Raw genomic sequence first — 13,756 nt, 5'->3', positions numbered from 1 at the left:
GGTCACACGTCGCCATCGCCCCACCCCAGTCCGCCCGGTCCGGCGGCGTGGTGGAAACCCGGGTGGCCGGTGACGTCGACGCACCGCTCCCCGTCGGGGCCGACCGCGCCGCAGAACAGCCGCTCGGCCCGGTGCCAGGCGTCGGCCGGCGACAGGGCGGCGGCGCCGAGCGCCAGCTCGGGTCGGAGCAGGCTCAGCGCCTCGGCGTAGCCGACCGCCAGTTCCCGGGCCTCGGTCGGGCCGACCGCCGTGAACCCCAGGTGCACGGTGAAGAACCGGTGTGGCCGCTCGGACCGTCGGGGCGGTGCGATCAGGGGCACCTCCGCCCTGCCCGGCCCCGCGCCGAGCGCCCCGATGATCCGTCGCCAGTGCGGCGAGTTGTCGCCCCGCATCTGCCCTCCCGGTCGTCGCTGCCCGGCCCGGAGCCGGCGCCACCTCGCGTCGGGTGGCTCGCGCCTGCGGCCGACCACACCCGGCCGCTCCTCGCAGCGAACCAGGTTTCCGCGCCCCTGGGAGGGGCCAGCTGACGTCGAGGTCGGCTGGCCCCTTCCCCTCCGTCCGCCGGACGCCGGAGCCGCCGGGGCCCGAACCGACAGCTCGCGGCCACGTCGCGGCGGGAGACGCCGGATGTGGCCGCGAGCTGCGGCGTACGACCGGGAACGGTCAGGAGCTCACCTGCTGGCGGGCGTGCTGCGCCTGGTCCTTGACGTCCTGCGCCGCGGAGCGGCTGTCGTCCCTGACGACCTCCACCGCGTCCTGGGCGGTGGCCCTCACCGACTCGGTGGCGTGCTGCGCGGGCTCCCGCAGCTCGTCCTTCAGCTCACCGGCGACCTCGGTCAGCTTCTCCTTCACCACGCCGGCGTGCTCGCCGGCCTTCTCCTTGACCTGGGTCGCCACCTGCTGTTCGCGGCGGGTGGCCGGGATCAGCGAGGAGGCGAGCCAACCGACGCCGAACGCGATCAGGCCGGCGGCGAGCGGGTTGCCCTGCGACTTCTGGCGGACGACCTGCGGCGCCCGGTGGGCGGCGTCGCTCACGGTGGAGGCCGCCGAGTGGGCGGCGTCGCTCACGGTCGAGGCCGCGGACGAGGCACGGTCGCCCACCGAGTGGGCGGCGTGGCCGGTGCCGTGGCCGAGGTCCGACGCGGTTCCCATGACCTTGTCCCTCACATTCTGCAGCGCGGTGCGAACCCGCTGCTTACGGTCGTCGACGATGCGGCCGGGGCTGACCTTGTACGCCAGCGCGTCCACATCGGAGCTCAGGTTGCTGCGGGTGGCTTCGATCTCCCGGCGGATCTGCTCCGGGTCGGTGCTCATCGGGTGACTCCCTCCGGGTGGGGCTTGAGCGCGTCGGGGATGCGCTGCACGCTCTCGTTGGTCTGCCTGAGCCCGCGTACGCGCTGCGCGTTCTTCCGGGCCATGGAGTAGAGGACCGCGGCGATCGCGGCCCACAGGACGGCGACGACCAGCGCCGCCCAGCCGGCGTCCATCACGTTGGCGAGCCCGGCCCAGAGGGCCAGCGACAGGAACAGCGCCACCATGTAGCCACCGAAGCCGGCACCGCCGAAGAGCCCGGCGGCCTTGCCCGCCTTTCGGCCCTCCTGGCGGATCTCGGCCTTGGCGAGCTCCACCTCCTGCCGCAGCAGGGTCGACAGGTCGGTGGTGACCTGACGCATCAGCTCACCGATGGAACTGCCCTTGACCTGCGCCGCGGTGTGCGGAGCACCGGCGGCGTGCCCGGAGTCCAGTCCGGGCCCCTGCGTCGGCATGCTCATGCCGCCGCCTCCCTTCGGATGGTTCGGTCGCTCACGGGCGCACGTTCCCGCTGGACGGCACGCCGGGCAGCGGGTCGGTCTGGGTCACCGGGGGCAGCGGCTGCCCGGTGCCACCCGCCGGGTCGGCGTAGCTGGTCGTGGTCTGCGGGTCGGCGTACGCGCCGGGGGTCGGGTCGAGGTAGCCACCCGGGGGCACCTGCTCGGGGGCCTGGCGCGCGGCGGGCGGGGTGGGGGTGGGAGTCGGCAGGACCGCGGTCCGCTCCGGGTCGTACGCGGCGTGGGGTTGGTGCTGACCGGCGCCGGAGTCGCCGCCGGCGGCGAGGTTGCGGGTCAGCCGCCCCGCGAGCACGCCCAGCACGGCCGCGCCGACGAGAAATGTGCCGGGGTTGTTCCGCGCGTAGTCGCGTACCTCGGTGATCAGGTCGCCGGGCTCGCGGGCCTCCAGCCAACCGGCGACGCCGTGGACCCGGTCGGCGGCCTGACGGGCCAGCTCACTCACCGGGCCGGCCTGGCCGCCGTTGTCGGCCATCGCGCGCATCTCGTCGGCCAGCGAGCGGAGCCCGCCGGCGGCTCGGCGCTGCTGCTCACCGGTCTGGGCGGCGAGCTGTGTGCGGGCCTCGCCGTACAGGTTGCGGGCCTGCCGGGCAGCCTCGCGACCGACCTCCTTGCCCTGTTCCTTCGCGGTCTCGGCGACCGCGCCGCCCGCGTGGGCGGCCTCCGACCCGACGTGGCGGGCCTGCTCGCGGACGCCACCGCCGTTGGTCGACTCCTGGCCGTACGGCGTCGGCGTGGGTGACAGATCGTAGGTCATGATGTCCCTTCCGCTCGGAAAGTCGTCGCGGTAGTAATGGGGATTTCGGCGGCCGGACGCACCGCCGACGCCGATTCACCTACCCTGGGTCGCCGCGTCCATACCTGTTCGTTCATTTCTCTGCGCCGACGCCGGAGTCGACTTCAAAATGGAGGATCGTCGGGCTGTGTGACGTCGCCGTCACCGGCCGTGAGGCTGAGGCGTTCTCACCTCCGGGCCCGCATATGCAGTGGCGGGCGGGGACGGACCACGGAGGTGGCATCGATGGCACGGGGCGCACGCGGGGGCCGACCGGCGGGTCCGAAACCCCTGGTCCAGCTGGCCGCGGCGGCGGTGGGCCTGGTCTTCCTCGTCCTCGGAGTGCTGGGCTTCGTCCCCGGCGTCACCACGGACTACGACCAGTTGCAGGGGGCCACCCACCACTCGGGGGCCAAACTGTTCGGCGTCTTCCAGGTGTCGATCCTGCACAACTCGGTGCACCTGCTCTTCGGCCTCCTCGGCCTGGCGATGGCCCGCAGCGTCGCGGCCGCCCGGGTCTACCTCGGCGCCGGCGGCGCGGCCTACCTGGGCCTGTGGCTGTACGGGTTCGCGGTCAACAAGGAGAGCGTGGCCAACTTCCTGCCGCTGAACGACGCCGACGACTGGCTGCATCTGGGGCTCGGCTTCGGCATGCTCGCGTTCGGCCTGCTCCTCTCCAACCAGGTCGGCACCGGCGGCCGGCTGGACCGGCCCTTCGACCGCCCCTGAGTCACGACCGCCCACGCCGGCCGGCCCGACCCCGGGTCCCGGCCGGTGCCCGTTCGCACGCGTCCCGCCCTGAGCCGATGCGTCCCGCCCTGGGCCGACGCCACGCCGGCCCGGCGTTTGCCGACGCGTCTGGCCTGGGCCGACGCCACGCCGGCCCGGCGTTTGCCGACCCGACGCCGGGGGCAACGGACTGAAATCGGGTCGCGAGCGGAAGGGGGTGCCGGGATGCGGCGCTGGTTACGGGACAACGGGTTGGCCGTCGCGATGTTCGCCGCGTTCGCCGTCTTCCTGCTGCTCCAGAGCGTGTTCGGCTGGCAGACGCACAACGAGGAGTTGACGGAGTTCGGCGCGGACCCGATCGGGTGGCCGGCGTACCTCGCCAGCGGGCACTTCGCCGAGGCCGTCTTCGAGAACTGGGAGTCGGAGTTCCTCCAGATGGGCGGCTACGTGCTGCTCACCGCGTACCTGGTGCAGCGGGGGTCGGCCGAGTCGAAGCCGGAGGGCCAGACCGACCGTCCGGAGGACGACGAGCGCCGGGCCACCCCCGAGTCACCCTGGCCGGTCCGGGTCGGCGGGCTGCCGCTGGTGGTCTACCGGAACAGCCTCTCCCTCGCACTCCTGTTGATCTTCGCTGGTTCGTTCGTCGGGCACCTGCTCGGCGGCACGGCCGCGTACAACGCCGAGCAGGCGCTGGAGAGCGGCGCGCCCCCGATCAGCGCCTGGCAGTTCCTCGGCACGAGCGACTTCTGGTTCCAGTCGATGCAGAACTGGCAGAGCGAGTTCCTGGCGGTCGGCACGCTGATCGTGCTGAGCATCGTCCTGCGCCAGCACGCCTCACCCGAGTCGAAGCCCGTCACCGTTCCCCACGCCCAAACCGGCTCCTGACCGGGCCCCACCCCGCCCCACCCCCGCCCTCCCGGGTTTGATCATGAAGTTATCGCCCCGACACGCCGAGGTGGCGGGCGACAACTTCACGATCAACGGCGACAACCGGGCCGCCCAGGCGCGCTACGCGCGGACGGGGAGGCGTTTGGCGAAGCAGACGCTGTACGGGTTGTCCACGTACTCGCCGTAGACCGGGATCGGCTCGTAGCCGGACGAGGTGTAGAGCGCGATCGCCCCCGGCAGATAGGTACCCGTCTCCAGGCACACCACCGTGTGCCCGCGCTGGAAGGCCAACTCCTCCAGGGCGGCCAGCAACTGACGGGCGATTCCCCGGCCTCGGTACGACGGCCGCACGTACATCCGCTTGACCTCGCCGGTGTCCTCGTCCAACGCCTGGAGGCCGCCGCAGGCGACCGCCCGGCCGTTGAGCACGCCGGCGAGATAACGGATGTCGTTGTGGGTGACGGTCACCTGCCCGTCCAGACCGCCGTCCGCCTCGCGCAGCTCACGTTGCTGGGCGGTGACCAGGGCGGCGATCTCCGGATCGGTGGCCGCCCGCGACTCGATCAACACCGGGCCCACGTTAAGCTCGGCAAATTTCCGCCAGGTTTCCGGCGAACGACCCCATCACGGACGGTACCGAGCTATTCGGCGTCGTCGACGTCGTCCAGGTCGTCCGTCGCGTCGGCCGCCGCCTCCGCCTCGATCTCGTCGGCCGGTCGCTGCCGGCGTGCCTTCCGGGCGGCGAGCCGCTCGGCCGCGTTGGCCCGCGTCGACTTCTCCTCCAGCCGCACGTCCGTGCCGCGGTTACCCGGGGTGAACTCGACACCGGCGTACAGGGTGGGCTGCCAGTCGAACTCGCGCTCACCGATGCGCACCAGGTCACCGGCCTGCGCGCCGGCCTTCGCCAGCTTCTCCTCCACGCCGAGCCGGGCCAGCCGGTCGGCCAGGTAGCCGACCGCCTCGTCGTTGTCGAAGTTCGTCTGCCGGACCCAGCGCTCCGGGCGCACACCGCGCACGGTGTACGAGCCGTCCGACTCCGCCTCGATGGTGAACCCGGCGTCGTCCACCGCCGTCGGGCGGATCACGATCCGGGTCGGCTCGGCGGGCGGCGCCGCGGCCCGGGACTCCTCGACCAGCTCGGCCATGGCGAAGGTGAGCTCCTTGAGCCCTTCGCGGGTGGCCGCGGACACCTCGAACACCCGGAAGCCGCGCGCCTCCAGGTCGGGACGGACGATCTCGGCCAGGTCCCGGCCGTCCGGGACGTCGACCTTGTTCAGCGCCACCAGCCGCGGCCGGTCGGCCAGGCCGCCGTACTCGTTCAGCTCCGCCTCGATCGTGTCGATGTCGGCCAGCGGGTCCCGGCCCGGCTCCAGCGTCGCCGTGTCGATGACGTGCACCAGCACGGCGCAGCGCTCGATGTGGCGGAGGAACTCCAGGCCCAGGCCCTTCCCGCTGGCCGCGCCCGGGATCAGGCCGGGCACGTCGGCGACCGTGAAGGTGTGGTTGTCGACCCGGACCACGCCGAGGTTGGGCACCAGCGTGGTGAACGGGTAGTCGGCGATCTTCGGCTTGGCCGCGGAGATCACCGAGATCAGCGAGGACTTACCGGCCGACGGGAAGCCGACCAGACCGACGTCGGCGACGCTCTTCAGCTCCAGCACCACGTCGAGCTTGTCGCCGGGCTCGCCCAGTTCGGCGAAGCCGGGCGCCTTGCGCCGGGCGTTGGCAAGCGACGCGTTGCCCCGGCCACCGCGCCCGCCCCGGGCCGCCTCGAAGGTGGTGCCGACGCCCACCAGGTCGGCCAGGACGGTGCCGTCGAGGGCCTGCACCACGGTGCCGTTGGGCACCTTGAGCACCAGGTCGGAGCCGTTGGCGCCGTCGCGGTTCGAGCCGGCGCCCCCCTTGCCGTTGGGCGCCTTCACGTGCGGACGGAAGTGGAAGTCCAGCAGGGTGGTCACCTGCGGGTCGACGACCAGCGACACGCTGCCGCCGTGCCCCCCGTTGCCGCCGTCCGGGCCACCGAAGGGCTTGAACTTCTCCCGGTGGATCGAGACACAGCCGTGCCCGCCGTCGCCGGCCTGCAGGTGCAGGACGACCCGGTCAACGAACATCGTCACGTCGTCAATCCTTCCAGCGGGAACCGCCCCGCACGAGAAAAGCGAAGCGGGCCGGGACCCGAGGTCCGCGGCCCGCTTCGCCTTGGAACTACTGCTGCGGCACGATGCTGACGGTCTTGCGACCGCGCTTGGTGCCGAACTGGACCGAGCCGGCGGCCAGCGCGAACAGCGTGTCGTCGCCGCCACGGCCGACCAGGTCACCGGGGTGGAACTTGGTGCCACGCTGACGGATGAGGATCTCACCCGCGCTGACGACCTGACCACCGAAGCGCTTCACGCCGAGCCGCTGGGCCGCGGAATCGCGACCGTTACGCGAGCTGGACGCACCCTTTTTGTGAGCCATTGGAGGACGACCTACTTCCCGCTGGAGATGCCGGTCACCTTGACCTGGGTCAGCGGCTGGCGGTGACCCTGGCGCTTGTGGTAGCCGGTCTTGTTCTTGAACTTGTGGATCCGGATCTTCGGGCCCTTGGTGTGCGCGGCGATTTCGCCGGACACCGCGACCTTGGCAAGCTTCGCCGCGTCGGTCACCAGGTCGTCACCGTCGACGAGGAGCACCGCGGTGAGCTTCACCGCGTCGCCGGGGGCACCGACGAGCTTCTCGACCTCGATCACGTCGCCCTCGGCGACCTTGTACTGCTTGCCGCCGGTCTTGACGATCGCGTACATCGGAGGCGGACTCCCTGTCGTTGAGGCTGCTGGCGGTCGTTCCCACGGCGGCTCGCCGGGTAGCAGTGGCACGGCGGCGCGGGCACGCGGGAACTCGGCACACCAAAGTGCGCCATCGGCAAGGGTACGCCATGACCGGCCCGCCGCCCAAACCACCCCTGCTGCTCAGCGTGGGCAGAGCTGGTCGAGGCGCTGCTGGAGCCGGTCCAGCTCGCTCTCGTCGATCGCGTCGACGTCGGCGCCCATGGCGGCCACCTCGGTCTCCATGTCGCTGAGCAGCGTCTTCAGCTCCGGGTCGGCAGCCCGGTCCGACTGCTGCCGCAGGGTGGCCCGCCAGCCGGTGAGCGCCGCCTCGGCCCGCCGCCGGGCGGCCTCCGCGGTCGCGCTGTCGTTCGCGCCGATCGCCGCGACCATCCGTCCGACCTCCTCCACGTACGTCCGGAGGGCCGTGGCGCCCGCCTGCTGGGCGGCGGCGCAGACCGTGGCGCTGTTCCCGCCGCCGGCCGGGCCGGTGGCGCCGGTCTCCGCCGCACCGGTGGGCGGCACGTCGGTGGGCGGCCCGGTGGTGGCGCAGCCCGCCACGGACGAGAGGACGACCACCAGGGCGGCGACGAGCAGACGGCGCATCTTCTACCTCCCGACCAGCGTCCGGTTCGCAGTCCACCCGACCGGTCGACGCACCACGCACCCACCGGCCGGTACGGGGCAGGGCCCCACCCCCGGTCACATTGCCGGGGACGGGGCCCTGCGAAACACCTGCCTGGTCAGCCGCTCACGGGCGAGTACGCCGCCGTGCGCCGCCACGACGGGACCGACGCCGACCGGAGGCGGTCTCCTCGTCGCCCTCCTCGCCGAGCGCGTCCGGGTCGTCGGCCGCGGCCAGTCGGGCGGAGTCGCCCTCCTGGCTGTCGGCGACCGCCGGCGCGGCGGCGGTGTCCGCCTCGTAGCGCGACAGGTCGTAGCCCATGGTGTCGTAGTAGTCGGTGTCCGTGCCGTTCGCGGCGGCCTGCTCGGTCGCCGGGGCCGGCTCCGCCTCGGTGACCTCCGCCACGGTCCGCTCCGCCGCGGCCCCCTTGCGCGCCCGGCGCCGCGAGGTGCCGGTCGTCTCGGCGGCCGGCGTGGCGACCGCCGACGCGACCGCCTTGACCTTCTCGCCGGCCCCGCCGCCGCGCGGCTTCTCCGGCACCGGCTCGGTGTGGATGATCACGCCGCGGCCCTTGCAGCACTCGCAGGTCTCGCTGAACGCCTCCAGCAGGCCGGCGCCGATCCGCTTCCGGGTCATCTGGACCAGGCCGAGTGAGGTGATCTCGGTGACCTGGTGCTTGGTCCGGTCCCGGCCGAGGCACTCGGTCAGCCGGCGCAGCACCAGCTCCCGGTTCGACTCCAGCACCATGTCGATGAAGTCGATCACCACGATGCCGCCGATGTCACGCAGCCGCAGCTGCCGGACGATCTCCTCCGCGGCCTCCAGGTTGTTGCGGGTGACCGTCTCCTCCAGGTTGCCGCCGGCACCCGTGTACTTGCCGGTGTTCACGTCGACCACCGTCATCGCCTCGGTGCGGTCGATCACCAGCGAACCGCCCGAGGGCAGGAAGACCTTCCGGTCGAGGCCCTTGATGATCTGCTCGTCGACCCGGTACTCGGCGAAGACGTCGGTCGTGCCGACGTGCCGGCGCAGGCGGGCCACCAGATCCGGCGAGACGTGCGACAGGTACGACTCGACCATGTCGTACGACTGCTCGCCCTCGATCACCAGCTCGCGGAAGTCCTCGTTGAACAGGTCCCGCACCACCCGGATCACCAGGTCGGGCTCCTCGTAGAGCAGCACCGGAGCGCCGCCCTCGGCAGCCTTGGCCTGGATGTCCTCCCACTGCGCCTGGAGACGCTTGACGTCCCGGGCGAGCTCGTCCTCGCTGGCGCCCTCGGCGGCCGTCCGGACGATCACACCGGCGCCGTCCGGGACGAGCTTCTTCAGCACGTCACGCAGCCGCTTGCGCTCGGTGTCCGGCAGCTTCCGGCTGATGCCCGACGCGTTGCCGTTCGGCACGTAGACCAGGTGGCGGCCGGAGAGCGCGATGTGGCTCGTCAGGCGGGCGCCCTTGTGCCCGATCGGGTCCTTGGTGACCTGGACCAGGACCGAGTCGCCGGACTTGAGCGCCTGCTCGATCGAGCGGGCCCGACCCTCCAGGCCGGTGGTGTCCCAGTTGACCTCGCCGGCGTAGAGGACCGCGTTGCGGCCCCGGCCGACGTCGACGAACGCCGCCTCCATGCTGGGCAGCACGTTCTGCACCTTGCCCAGGTAGACGTTGCCGGCCATGGTGCCGGACGAGTTGCGGGTGACGTAGTGCTCGACCAGCACCCCGTCCTCCAGCACCGCGATCTGGGTGCGGTCGCCGCGCTGGCGGACCGCCATCACCCGGTCGACCGCCTCCCGGCGGGCCAGGAACTCCGACTCGCTGAGGATCGGCGGCCGCGTACGCCGCTGCTCCCGCCCGTCCCGGCGGCGCTGGCGCTTGGCCTCCAGCCGGGTCGAGCCGGAGACGCCCTGGACCTCGTCGACGGTGCGGCGCGGCTCGCGGATCTTGACCACGGTGGGGACGCCGTCGTCGGCGCCGCCCGCCTCGACGTCGCCCGCGCCCCGACGGCGGCGCCGGCGCCGACGCCGGGTCATCCCGTCGCCGCCCTCGGCCTCCTCGTCCTCGTCGCCCTCGTCCTCAGCCTCGGCCTCGGCCTGCGCCGGCTCCTCGGCCTCCTCGTCCTCGGCCTCGTCGGCGCCGCCCTTGCCGCGACCCCGGCCACGACGGCCGCGCCGGCGCCGCCGGCGGCCGGCCGCGGTCTCCTCGTCCTCGTCCTCGTCCGCCTCGACGGCCTCGTCGGCCTCCTCGGCCAACTCCTCCTCGGCCTCGACGGGCTCCACCGGCTCGACCTCGCGACGACCGCGCCGCCGGCGGCGGGTCGGCTCGGCCGGCTCCTCGGCGGCCGGCTCCTCGACGGTGGGCACGGGGGCGGCAGCGGGCGCCGGCTCGACCACGCGGGTCGGCGGCACCTCGGCCTGCGGTGCCATGAACAGGACGGTGGGTGCGGAGAGCGCGGCCCGCCGGCGACGGGTGCGCGGCTGCTCCGGCTCGACGACCTCGGCCGGCTCGGCCGTCCCGGGCACCGCCGCACCGGGCGACACCTCGCCGGACTGCGCCTCGGCGCCGCCGAGGGTCGGCTGGTCCTCGGTGTTCGCCGGCCCGCTCTCGGGCGCGGGGGCCTCCGTGTCGAGGGCCTCGTCGGTGGCCGGCTCGGTCGGCCGGACGCCGGGCTCGTCCGCCGGCAGTCCGGCGGCCTCGGCCAGCGTCTCCGCGGCCGGCTCGGCCGCCGCGGGGGCGGTCTTCTTGCGTCGCGTACGCGTCACCTTGACCGGGGGGACCACCTCGGCGCCGGCCTCCTCGGCCGACGCGACGACCAGCGGCTCCTGGGCGGCCTTGGTGGTGGTCGCCTTGCGCCGACGACGTGTCGCCTTCGCCGGGGCGTCCAGGTCGCCGGAGATCGGCGCGAGCACCTCGGCCTGGGGGGACTCCCCGCTGCCGGTGCCCGCGGCGGGCGCCTCGATCGGCGCGTCGGTCTGCTCCGGCTGGTTGACCGGGCTGGTCCGGCGGCGGCTGGCCCGGGCGCGCTTGACCGGAGCCGCGGCGGTGGCGTCGCCGCCGCCCTCCGCCCCGGTGGCGCTACCGACGGCGCCGCCGTCGACCTGGCCGTGCTGCTCGGCGGTGTCACCGGCCGGCTGTGAGCCGGTCCGTTCGCCGCCCTCGGGCTCGTTCTCGAGCATGGACGTTCTCCAGTTCTGGCTGCCCCGGGCGCGGGTGAGCGCTGCCACGCAGGGTCGCCGCAAAGGTGTTTCCGCCGGGCACGCGGTGCGCGACCGGCCGAAGTCTGCCTACCTGAGCACTGACCGTCGGTCAGCGCTCACCGATGGTTGCCCCGTCGCGGTCCGCGTCCAACGGATCCACGATCTCGCCCTGCGCGGTCAGCGTGCCCTGAGCCAGCCGGGTCACCCGTGGCGGAACCGGCGGCTCCAGGTCGGCCACCACGCGGAGGCCGGAAAGGACGTCATCGGGGCGTACGGAGGGGGTGACCTGCCGCACGACCACTTCGAGTATCGCACACGGTACGGCCGGTCCCCCGGAAGGCGTCTCCGACGGTGCCGTCACATCGATGGCGATCACGGCGCTGCGGGCGTCGAAGGTGCGGCGTCCCTGCTTGGTCATCCGCTCGACCAGCACCTCGTCGGCGGCCGTGAACGCGTCCACCGCGCCGCGGACCACCGCCACGTCGACCTCCGGCAGCTCGATCCGCCACGACGACGCCTCGATCCGGTCGGCCAGGCTGCCGCCGCTCGCCACCACGGCCTCCAGCACGTCGAGGCCGGGCGAGAGCGCGGCGTCCAGCGCGTCGCGCAGCGCCACCGGGTCGACCGGCGCCTGGAGGCCGATCTCCAGGTACTCCGCCTCGCTGGCCACACCCGTCGGGGCGGCACTGGCGTACGAGATCTTGGGGTGCGGCGTGAAGCCCTGCGAGTACGCGATCGGCACGCCGGCCCGGCGTACGGCCCGCTCGAAGGCCCGCGCGAAGTCCCGGTGGGAGGTGAACCGCAGCGGGCCGCGCTTGGCGTACCGGATCCGGACACGCTGGACGACGGGCGCCTGCCCACCCTCGGGCTGTGGTCTCTTACTGATCGTCCTGCTCCTTGTTCGATCTGTTGCTGCCATCCTCGCCCGGCGTCCGCCCGACCGGCCACTCCCCTGCCCGGAAACGGACGACCCGGACAAGAGGAACGGACAGCTCGGGCACCGGGCGCACCCGGGCGGACCGGTGACGGGTCAGTCGTTGCGACGCCACAGCGACCAGTGCTGGTCGGGGTTCCCGCCGATCCGGTGGTACCCGTACTTCGTGCCGTCCCAATCCCAACTGTGCCGCGGCCCCGGCTGCGGGTACCACCGCGCCACCACCACCTCGGCCGAGGCGGGCGGCTGGGAGACGAAGTTCGGCACGGACATCCAGGTGATCTCGTGCTCGTGGTTCAGGCGGATGCCCAGGTGGTAGGCGGAGCTGGTGGCCACCGACTCGCCCTCCCGCAGGCCCAGCTGTGCGAGGGTCGGGCTCGGCCCCAGGTAGTCGCTGAGCGGGGCCAGCACCCGATCGGCCAGCAGGCCCATCATCAGGAGCTGCCCGGCCACCACGGCGGCCAGCGCCGGCTGCCAACCCCACCGGAACCGGGCGAGCAGCACCACCGCGGCGCCGACGGCGAGGCCGACCGCGGTGCCGACCAGGGGCCGGAAGCTGGTCCAGCCCGCGGTCATCGCCATCAGGTCGGGCGCGCCGAAGACCCCGTAGCGCAGCGGCGAACCGTGCCGGACCGCGTCGGACAGCCGCCACGCGACGAACCCACCGCCGGCGACGGTCAGCGCGGCGGCCACCGCGTACCCGGTGAGGAGCGCGCGCCGGCGGGCGCGGAACACGACCGCGAGGCCGTACACCAGCCAGAGCGGCGCGAACGCGTGGATGTAGCGGGCGTACGCCGCGTCGCGGGTCGCCGACGGCACGCCGACCAGGATCAGCGCGCAGCCCAGCGCGACGCCGACGGTGGCGGCGAGCGCGGCCAGCGCCAGCCAGCGCTGCGCCGGGTCGGTGCCCCGCCCCAGGGCCAGGCGCCCGGCGGCGAACCAGCCGAGCGCGGCCAGCCCACCGGTGATCACCAGCACGTACCACGTCTGGGTGGCGAGGCTGGCCAGCACGAAGCCGGCGCCCTTGGTGCTGAGCAACGCCCGCAGGGTGCTCCCGCCCGGGTCGTTCCCGGCGAGCGCCAGCTTGCCGTCGAGCAGCCGGATCAGCACCTCGTTGCCGGCGACGGCCGCCGCGGCGGTGGCCAGCACGACCCCCAGCGGCCGGATGCCCGTCCGGCGGCGCACCACCCAGACCAGCACGACGAGGAGGTGTACGGCGAGGACGACCGTGCCCCGGACGTGGATCAGGTAGTACGCGCCCGCCGCGGCGCTGGCGCCGAACGCGGCGAGCGGCCGGTTCGGCCGGCGCAGCCAGGCGGCGAGCAGCAGGATCCAGGCGACGGTCAGCGCCGCGAGCACGGAGTCGGTCAGCGCGAAGAGGGAGTAGAAGACGGTCGCCGGCATGGTGGCCGCCACGGCCGCGATGCCGAGGGCCGGCCAGCGAGGCACCCGCAACACCCGGGTGCCCAGCAGGTACGCCAGCGGCAGCAGGGCCGCGTTGACCATCGCGTTGATCAGCCGGACCAGGCCGTAGCTGGTGGTGAAGGTGTGGTCGCCGAGGAAGGCCGGCGAGATCAGCAGTTGGTAGCCGGCCCGGCGCAGGACGCTGTTCTCCGAGCTGTAGCCCCCCGGGCCGCCGGCGAAGACCCGGGCGGCGTTGAGGTAGCTGTCCTCGTCCGTGTGCGCGATGGGCATCTGCACCGTGCGGGACAGCCAGACCCGCCAGGCGACCCCGGCCAGCCAGCCCAGCACGAGCAGCACGACGACCAGGCGTCGGGACGGCCCGGCCCGCCGCTCCACGATCGGCGACGCGTCCGGGCGTTCCGCCTCCGCCCCGGTCTCAGGCCCGGGCCTGGCCTCGGGCTCGGCGGCGTCCGGTCGTTTCGACTCCGGGACAGCCTGCTCCTGCTCCGCACCGGTGTGCAGCACCATCGTCCCCCACGGTTCAGGTCACGGCGCGCGACCGCAGAGGGCTGTCGGCGC

The 13,756-nt window shown here is 73.6% G+C and carries 14 protein-coding genes; 2 read left to right on the top strand and 12 right to left on the bottom strand.

The annotated features are described in order from the left end of the window. Positions 1–2 precede the first annotated feature (2 nt). From GA0070620_RS28350 to GA0070620_RS28335, 4 genes are all read right to left on the bottom strand, one after another. A complete protein-coding gene (locus GA0070620_RS28350; protein ID WP_091595891.1) occupies positions 3–392 on the bottom strand; it encodes a hypothetical protein in 390 nt (129 codons plus the stop codon). 271 nt (positions 393–663) lie between these two features. After that, positions 664–1,314 carry a DUF3618 domain-containing protein gene (locus GA0070620_RS28345; protein WP_091595889.1) on the bottom strand — a complete coding sequence of 217 codons (651 nt, stop codon included), beginning with the start codon at positions 1,312–1,314 and terminating at the stop codon, positions 664–666. After that, positions 1,311–1,772, bottom strand: a complete 462-nt coding sequence (locus GA0070620_RS28340) for a phage holin family protein (RefSeq protein ID WP_091595887.1) — start codon at positions 1,770–1,772, stop codon at positions 1,311–1,313. The genes GA0070620_RS28345 and GA0070620_RS28340 overlap by 4 nt, the downstream gene beginning before the upstream one ends. A gap of 31 nt (positions 1,773–1,803) precedes the next feature. After that, positions 1,804–2,583 (bottom strand): hypothetical protein, encoded by a 780-nt coding sequence (locus GA0070620_RS28335; protein ID WP_091595885.1) that lies wholly within the window; start codon positions 2,581–2,583, stop codon positions 1,804–1,806. A gap of 264 nt (positions 2,584–2,847) precedes the next feature. Here GA0070620_RS28335 and GA0070620_RS28330 point away from each other — a divergent pair, with 264 nt between their 5' ends. Both GA0070620_RS28330 and GA0070620_RS28325 read left to right on the top strand, forming a co-directional pair. Further along, positions 2,848–3,330 (top strand): DUF4383 domain-containing protein, encoded by a 483-nt coding sequence (locus GA0070620_RS28330; protein ID WP_091595883.1) that lies wholly within the window; start codon positions 2,848–2,850, stop codon positions 3,328–3,330. 225 nt (positions 3,331–3,555) lie between these two features. Next, a complete protein-coding gene (locus GA0070620_RS28325; protein ID WP_091595881.1) occupies positions 3,556–4,215 on the top strand; it encodes a DUF6766 family protein in 660 nt (219 codons plus the stop codon). Positions 4,216–4,338: 123 nt separating this feature from the next. Here the strand turns inward: GA0070620_RS28325 and GA0070620_RS28320 are convergent, their stop codons facing one another. The 8 genes from GA0070620_RS28320 to GA0070620_RS28285 form a co-directional block, all read right to left on the bottom strand. After that, positions 4,339–4,788 carry a GNAT family N-acetyltransferase gene (locus tag GA0070620_RS28320; protein ID WP_091595879.1) on the bottom strand — a complete coding sequence of 150 codons (450 nt, stop codon included), beginning with the start codon at positions 4,786–4,788 and terminating at the stop codon, positions 4,339–4,341. 71 nt (positions 4,789–4,859) lie between these two features. Next, the gene (gene obgE / locus GA0070620_RS28315; RefSeq protein WP_091595877.1) at positions 4,860–6,335 is read right to left on the bottom strand and encodes a GTPase ObgE; all 1,476 of its coding nucleotides are present in this window, start codon (positions 6,333–6,335) and stop codon (positions 4,860–4,862) included. 88 nt (positions 6,336–6,423) lie between these two features. Further along, on the bottom strand, positions 6,424–6,678 hold the full coding sequence (rpmA, locus tag GA0070620_RS28310) for a 50S ribosomal protein L27 (RefSeq protein ID WP_013288010.1): 255 nt from the start codon (positions 6,676–6,678) through the stop codon (positions 6,424–6,426). Between the two features lie 11 nt (positions 6,679–6,689). Further along, entirely contained in the window at positions 6,690–7,004 is a 315-nt protein-coding gene (gene rplU, locus GA0070620_RS28305; RefSeq protein WP_088975625.1) for a 50S ribosomal protein L21, read from the bottom strand. 165 nt (positions 7,005–7,169) lie between these two features. Then, positions 7,170–7,631: a hypothetical protein gene (locus GA0070620_RS28300; protein WP_091595875.1), complete on the bottom strand. Its 462-nt coding sequence runs from the start codon at positions 7,629–7,631 to the stop codon at positions 7,170–7,172. A 145-nt stretch (positions 7,632–7,776) separates the two neighbouring features. After that, positions 7,777–10,818, bottom strand: coding sequence for an Rne/Rng family ribonuclease (locus tag GA0070620_RS28295; protein ID WP_091595873.1), 3,042 nt, complete (start codon positions 10,816–10,818; stop codon positions 7,777–7,779). A 130-nt stretch (positions 10,819–10,948) separates the two neighbouring features. Next, on the bottom strand, positions 10,949–11,758 hold the full coding sequence (locus tag GA0070620_RS28290) for a TIGR03936 family radical SAM-associated protein (RefSeq protein WP_091595871.1): 810 nt from the start codon (positions 11,756–11,758) through the stop codon (positions 10,949–10,951). 111 nt (positions 11,759–11,869) lie between these two features. Then, positions 11,870–13,705 (bottom strand): hypothetical protein, encoded by a 1,836-nt coding sequence (locus tag GA0070620_RS28285; protein ID WP_091595869.1) that lies wholly within the window; start codon positions 13,703–13,705, stop codon positions 11,870–11,872. Positions 13,706–13,756 lie beyond the last annotated feature (51 nt).

Source organism: Micromonospora krabiensis (genome assembly GCF_900091425.1).
Lineage (GTDB): Bacteria > Actinomycetota > Actinomycetes > Mycobacteriales > Micromonosporaceae > Micromonospora > Micromonospora krabiensis.
This window is presented reverse-complemented; position numbering and strand designations above follow the sequence as displayed.

What these genes read in the sequence shown, in the direction of transcription:
- GA0070620_RS28350 (WP_091595891.1), bottom strand. Translation starts at nt 392, where the DNA reads ATGCGGGGCGACAACTCGCCGCACTGGCGACGGATCATCGGGGCGCTC.
- GA0070620_RS28330 (WP_091595883.1), top strand. Translation starts at nt 2,848, where the DNA reads ATGGCACGGGGCGCACGCGGGGGCCGACCGGCGGGTCCGAAACCCCTG.
- GA0070620_RS28300 (WP_091595875.1), bottom strand. Translation starts at nt 7,631, where the DNA reads ATGCGCCGTCTGCTCGTCGCCGCCCTGGTGGTCGTCCTCTCGTCCGTG.
- GA0070620_RS28325 (WP_091595881.1), top strand. Translation starts at nt 3,556, where the DNA reads ATGCGGCGCTGGTTACGGGACAACGGGTTGGCCGTCGCGATGTTCGCC.
- GA0070620_RS28295 (WP_091595873.1), bottom strand. Translation starts at nt 10,818, where the DNA reads ATGCTCGAGAACGAGCCCGAGGGCGGCGAACGGACCGGCTCACAGCCG.
- rplU (WP_088975625.1), bottom strand. Translation starts at nt 7,004, where the DNA reads ATGTACGCGATCGTCAAGACCGGCGGCAAGCAGTACAAGGTCGCCGAG.
- GA0070620_RS28345 (WP_091595889.1), bottom strand. Translation starts at nt 1,314, where the DNA reads ATGAGCACCGACCCGGAGCAGATCCGCCGGGAGATCGAAGCCACCCGC.
- GA0070620_RS28335 (WP_091595885.1), bottom strand. Translation starts at nt 2,583, where the DNA reads ATGACCTACGATCTGTCACCCACGCCGACGCCGTACGGCCAGGAGTCG.
- rpmA (WP_013288010.1), bottom strand. Translation starts at nt 6,678, where the DNA reads ATGGCTCACAAAAAGGGTGCGTCCAGCTCGCGTAACGGTCGCGATTCC.
- GA0070620_RS28285 (WP_091595869.1), bottom strand. Translation starts at nt 13,705, where the DNA reads ATGGTGCTGCACACCGGTGCGGAGCAGGAGCAGGCTGTCCCGGAGTCG.
- GA0070620_RS28290 (WP_091595871.1), bottom strand. Translation starts at nt 11,758, where the DNA reads ATGGCAGCAACAGATCGAACAAGGAGCAGGACGATCAGTAAGAGACCA.
- GA0070620_RS28340 (WP_091595887.1), bottom strand. Translation starts at nt 1,772, where the DNA reads ATGAGCATGCCGACGCAGGGGCCCGGACTGGACTCCGGGCACGCCGCC.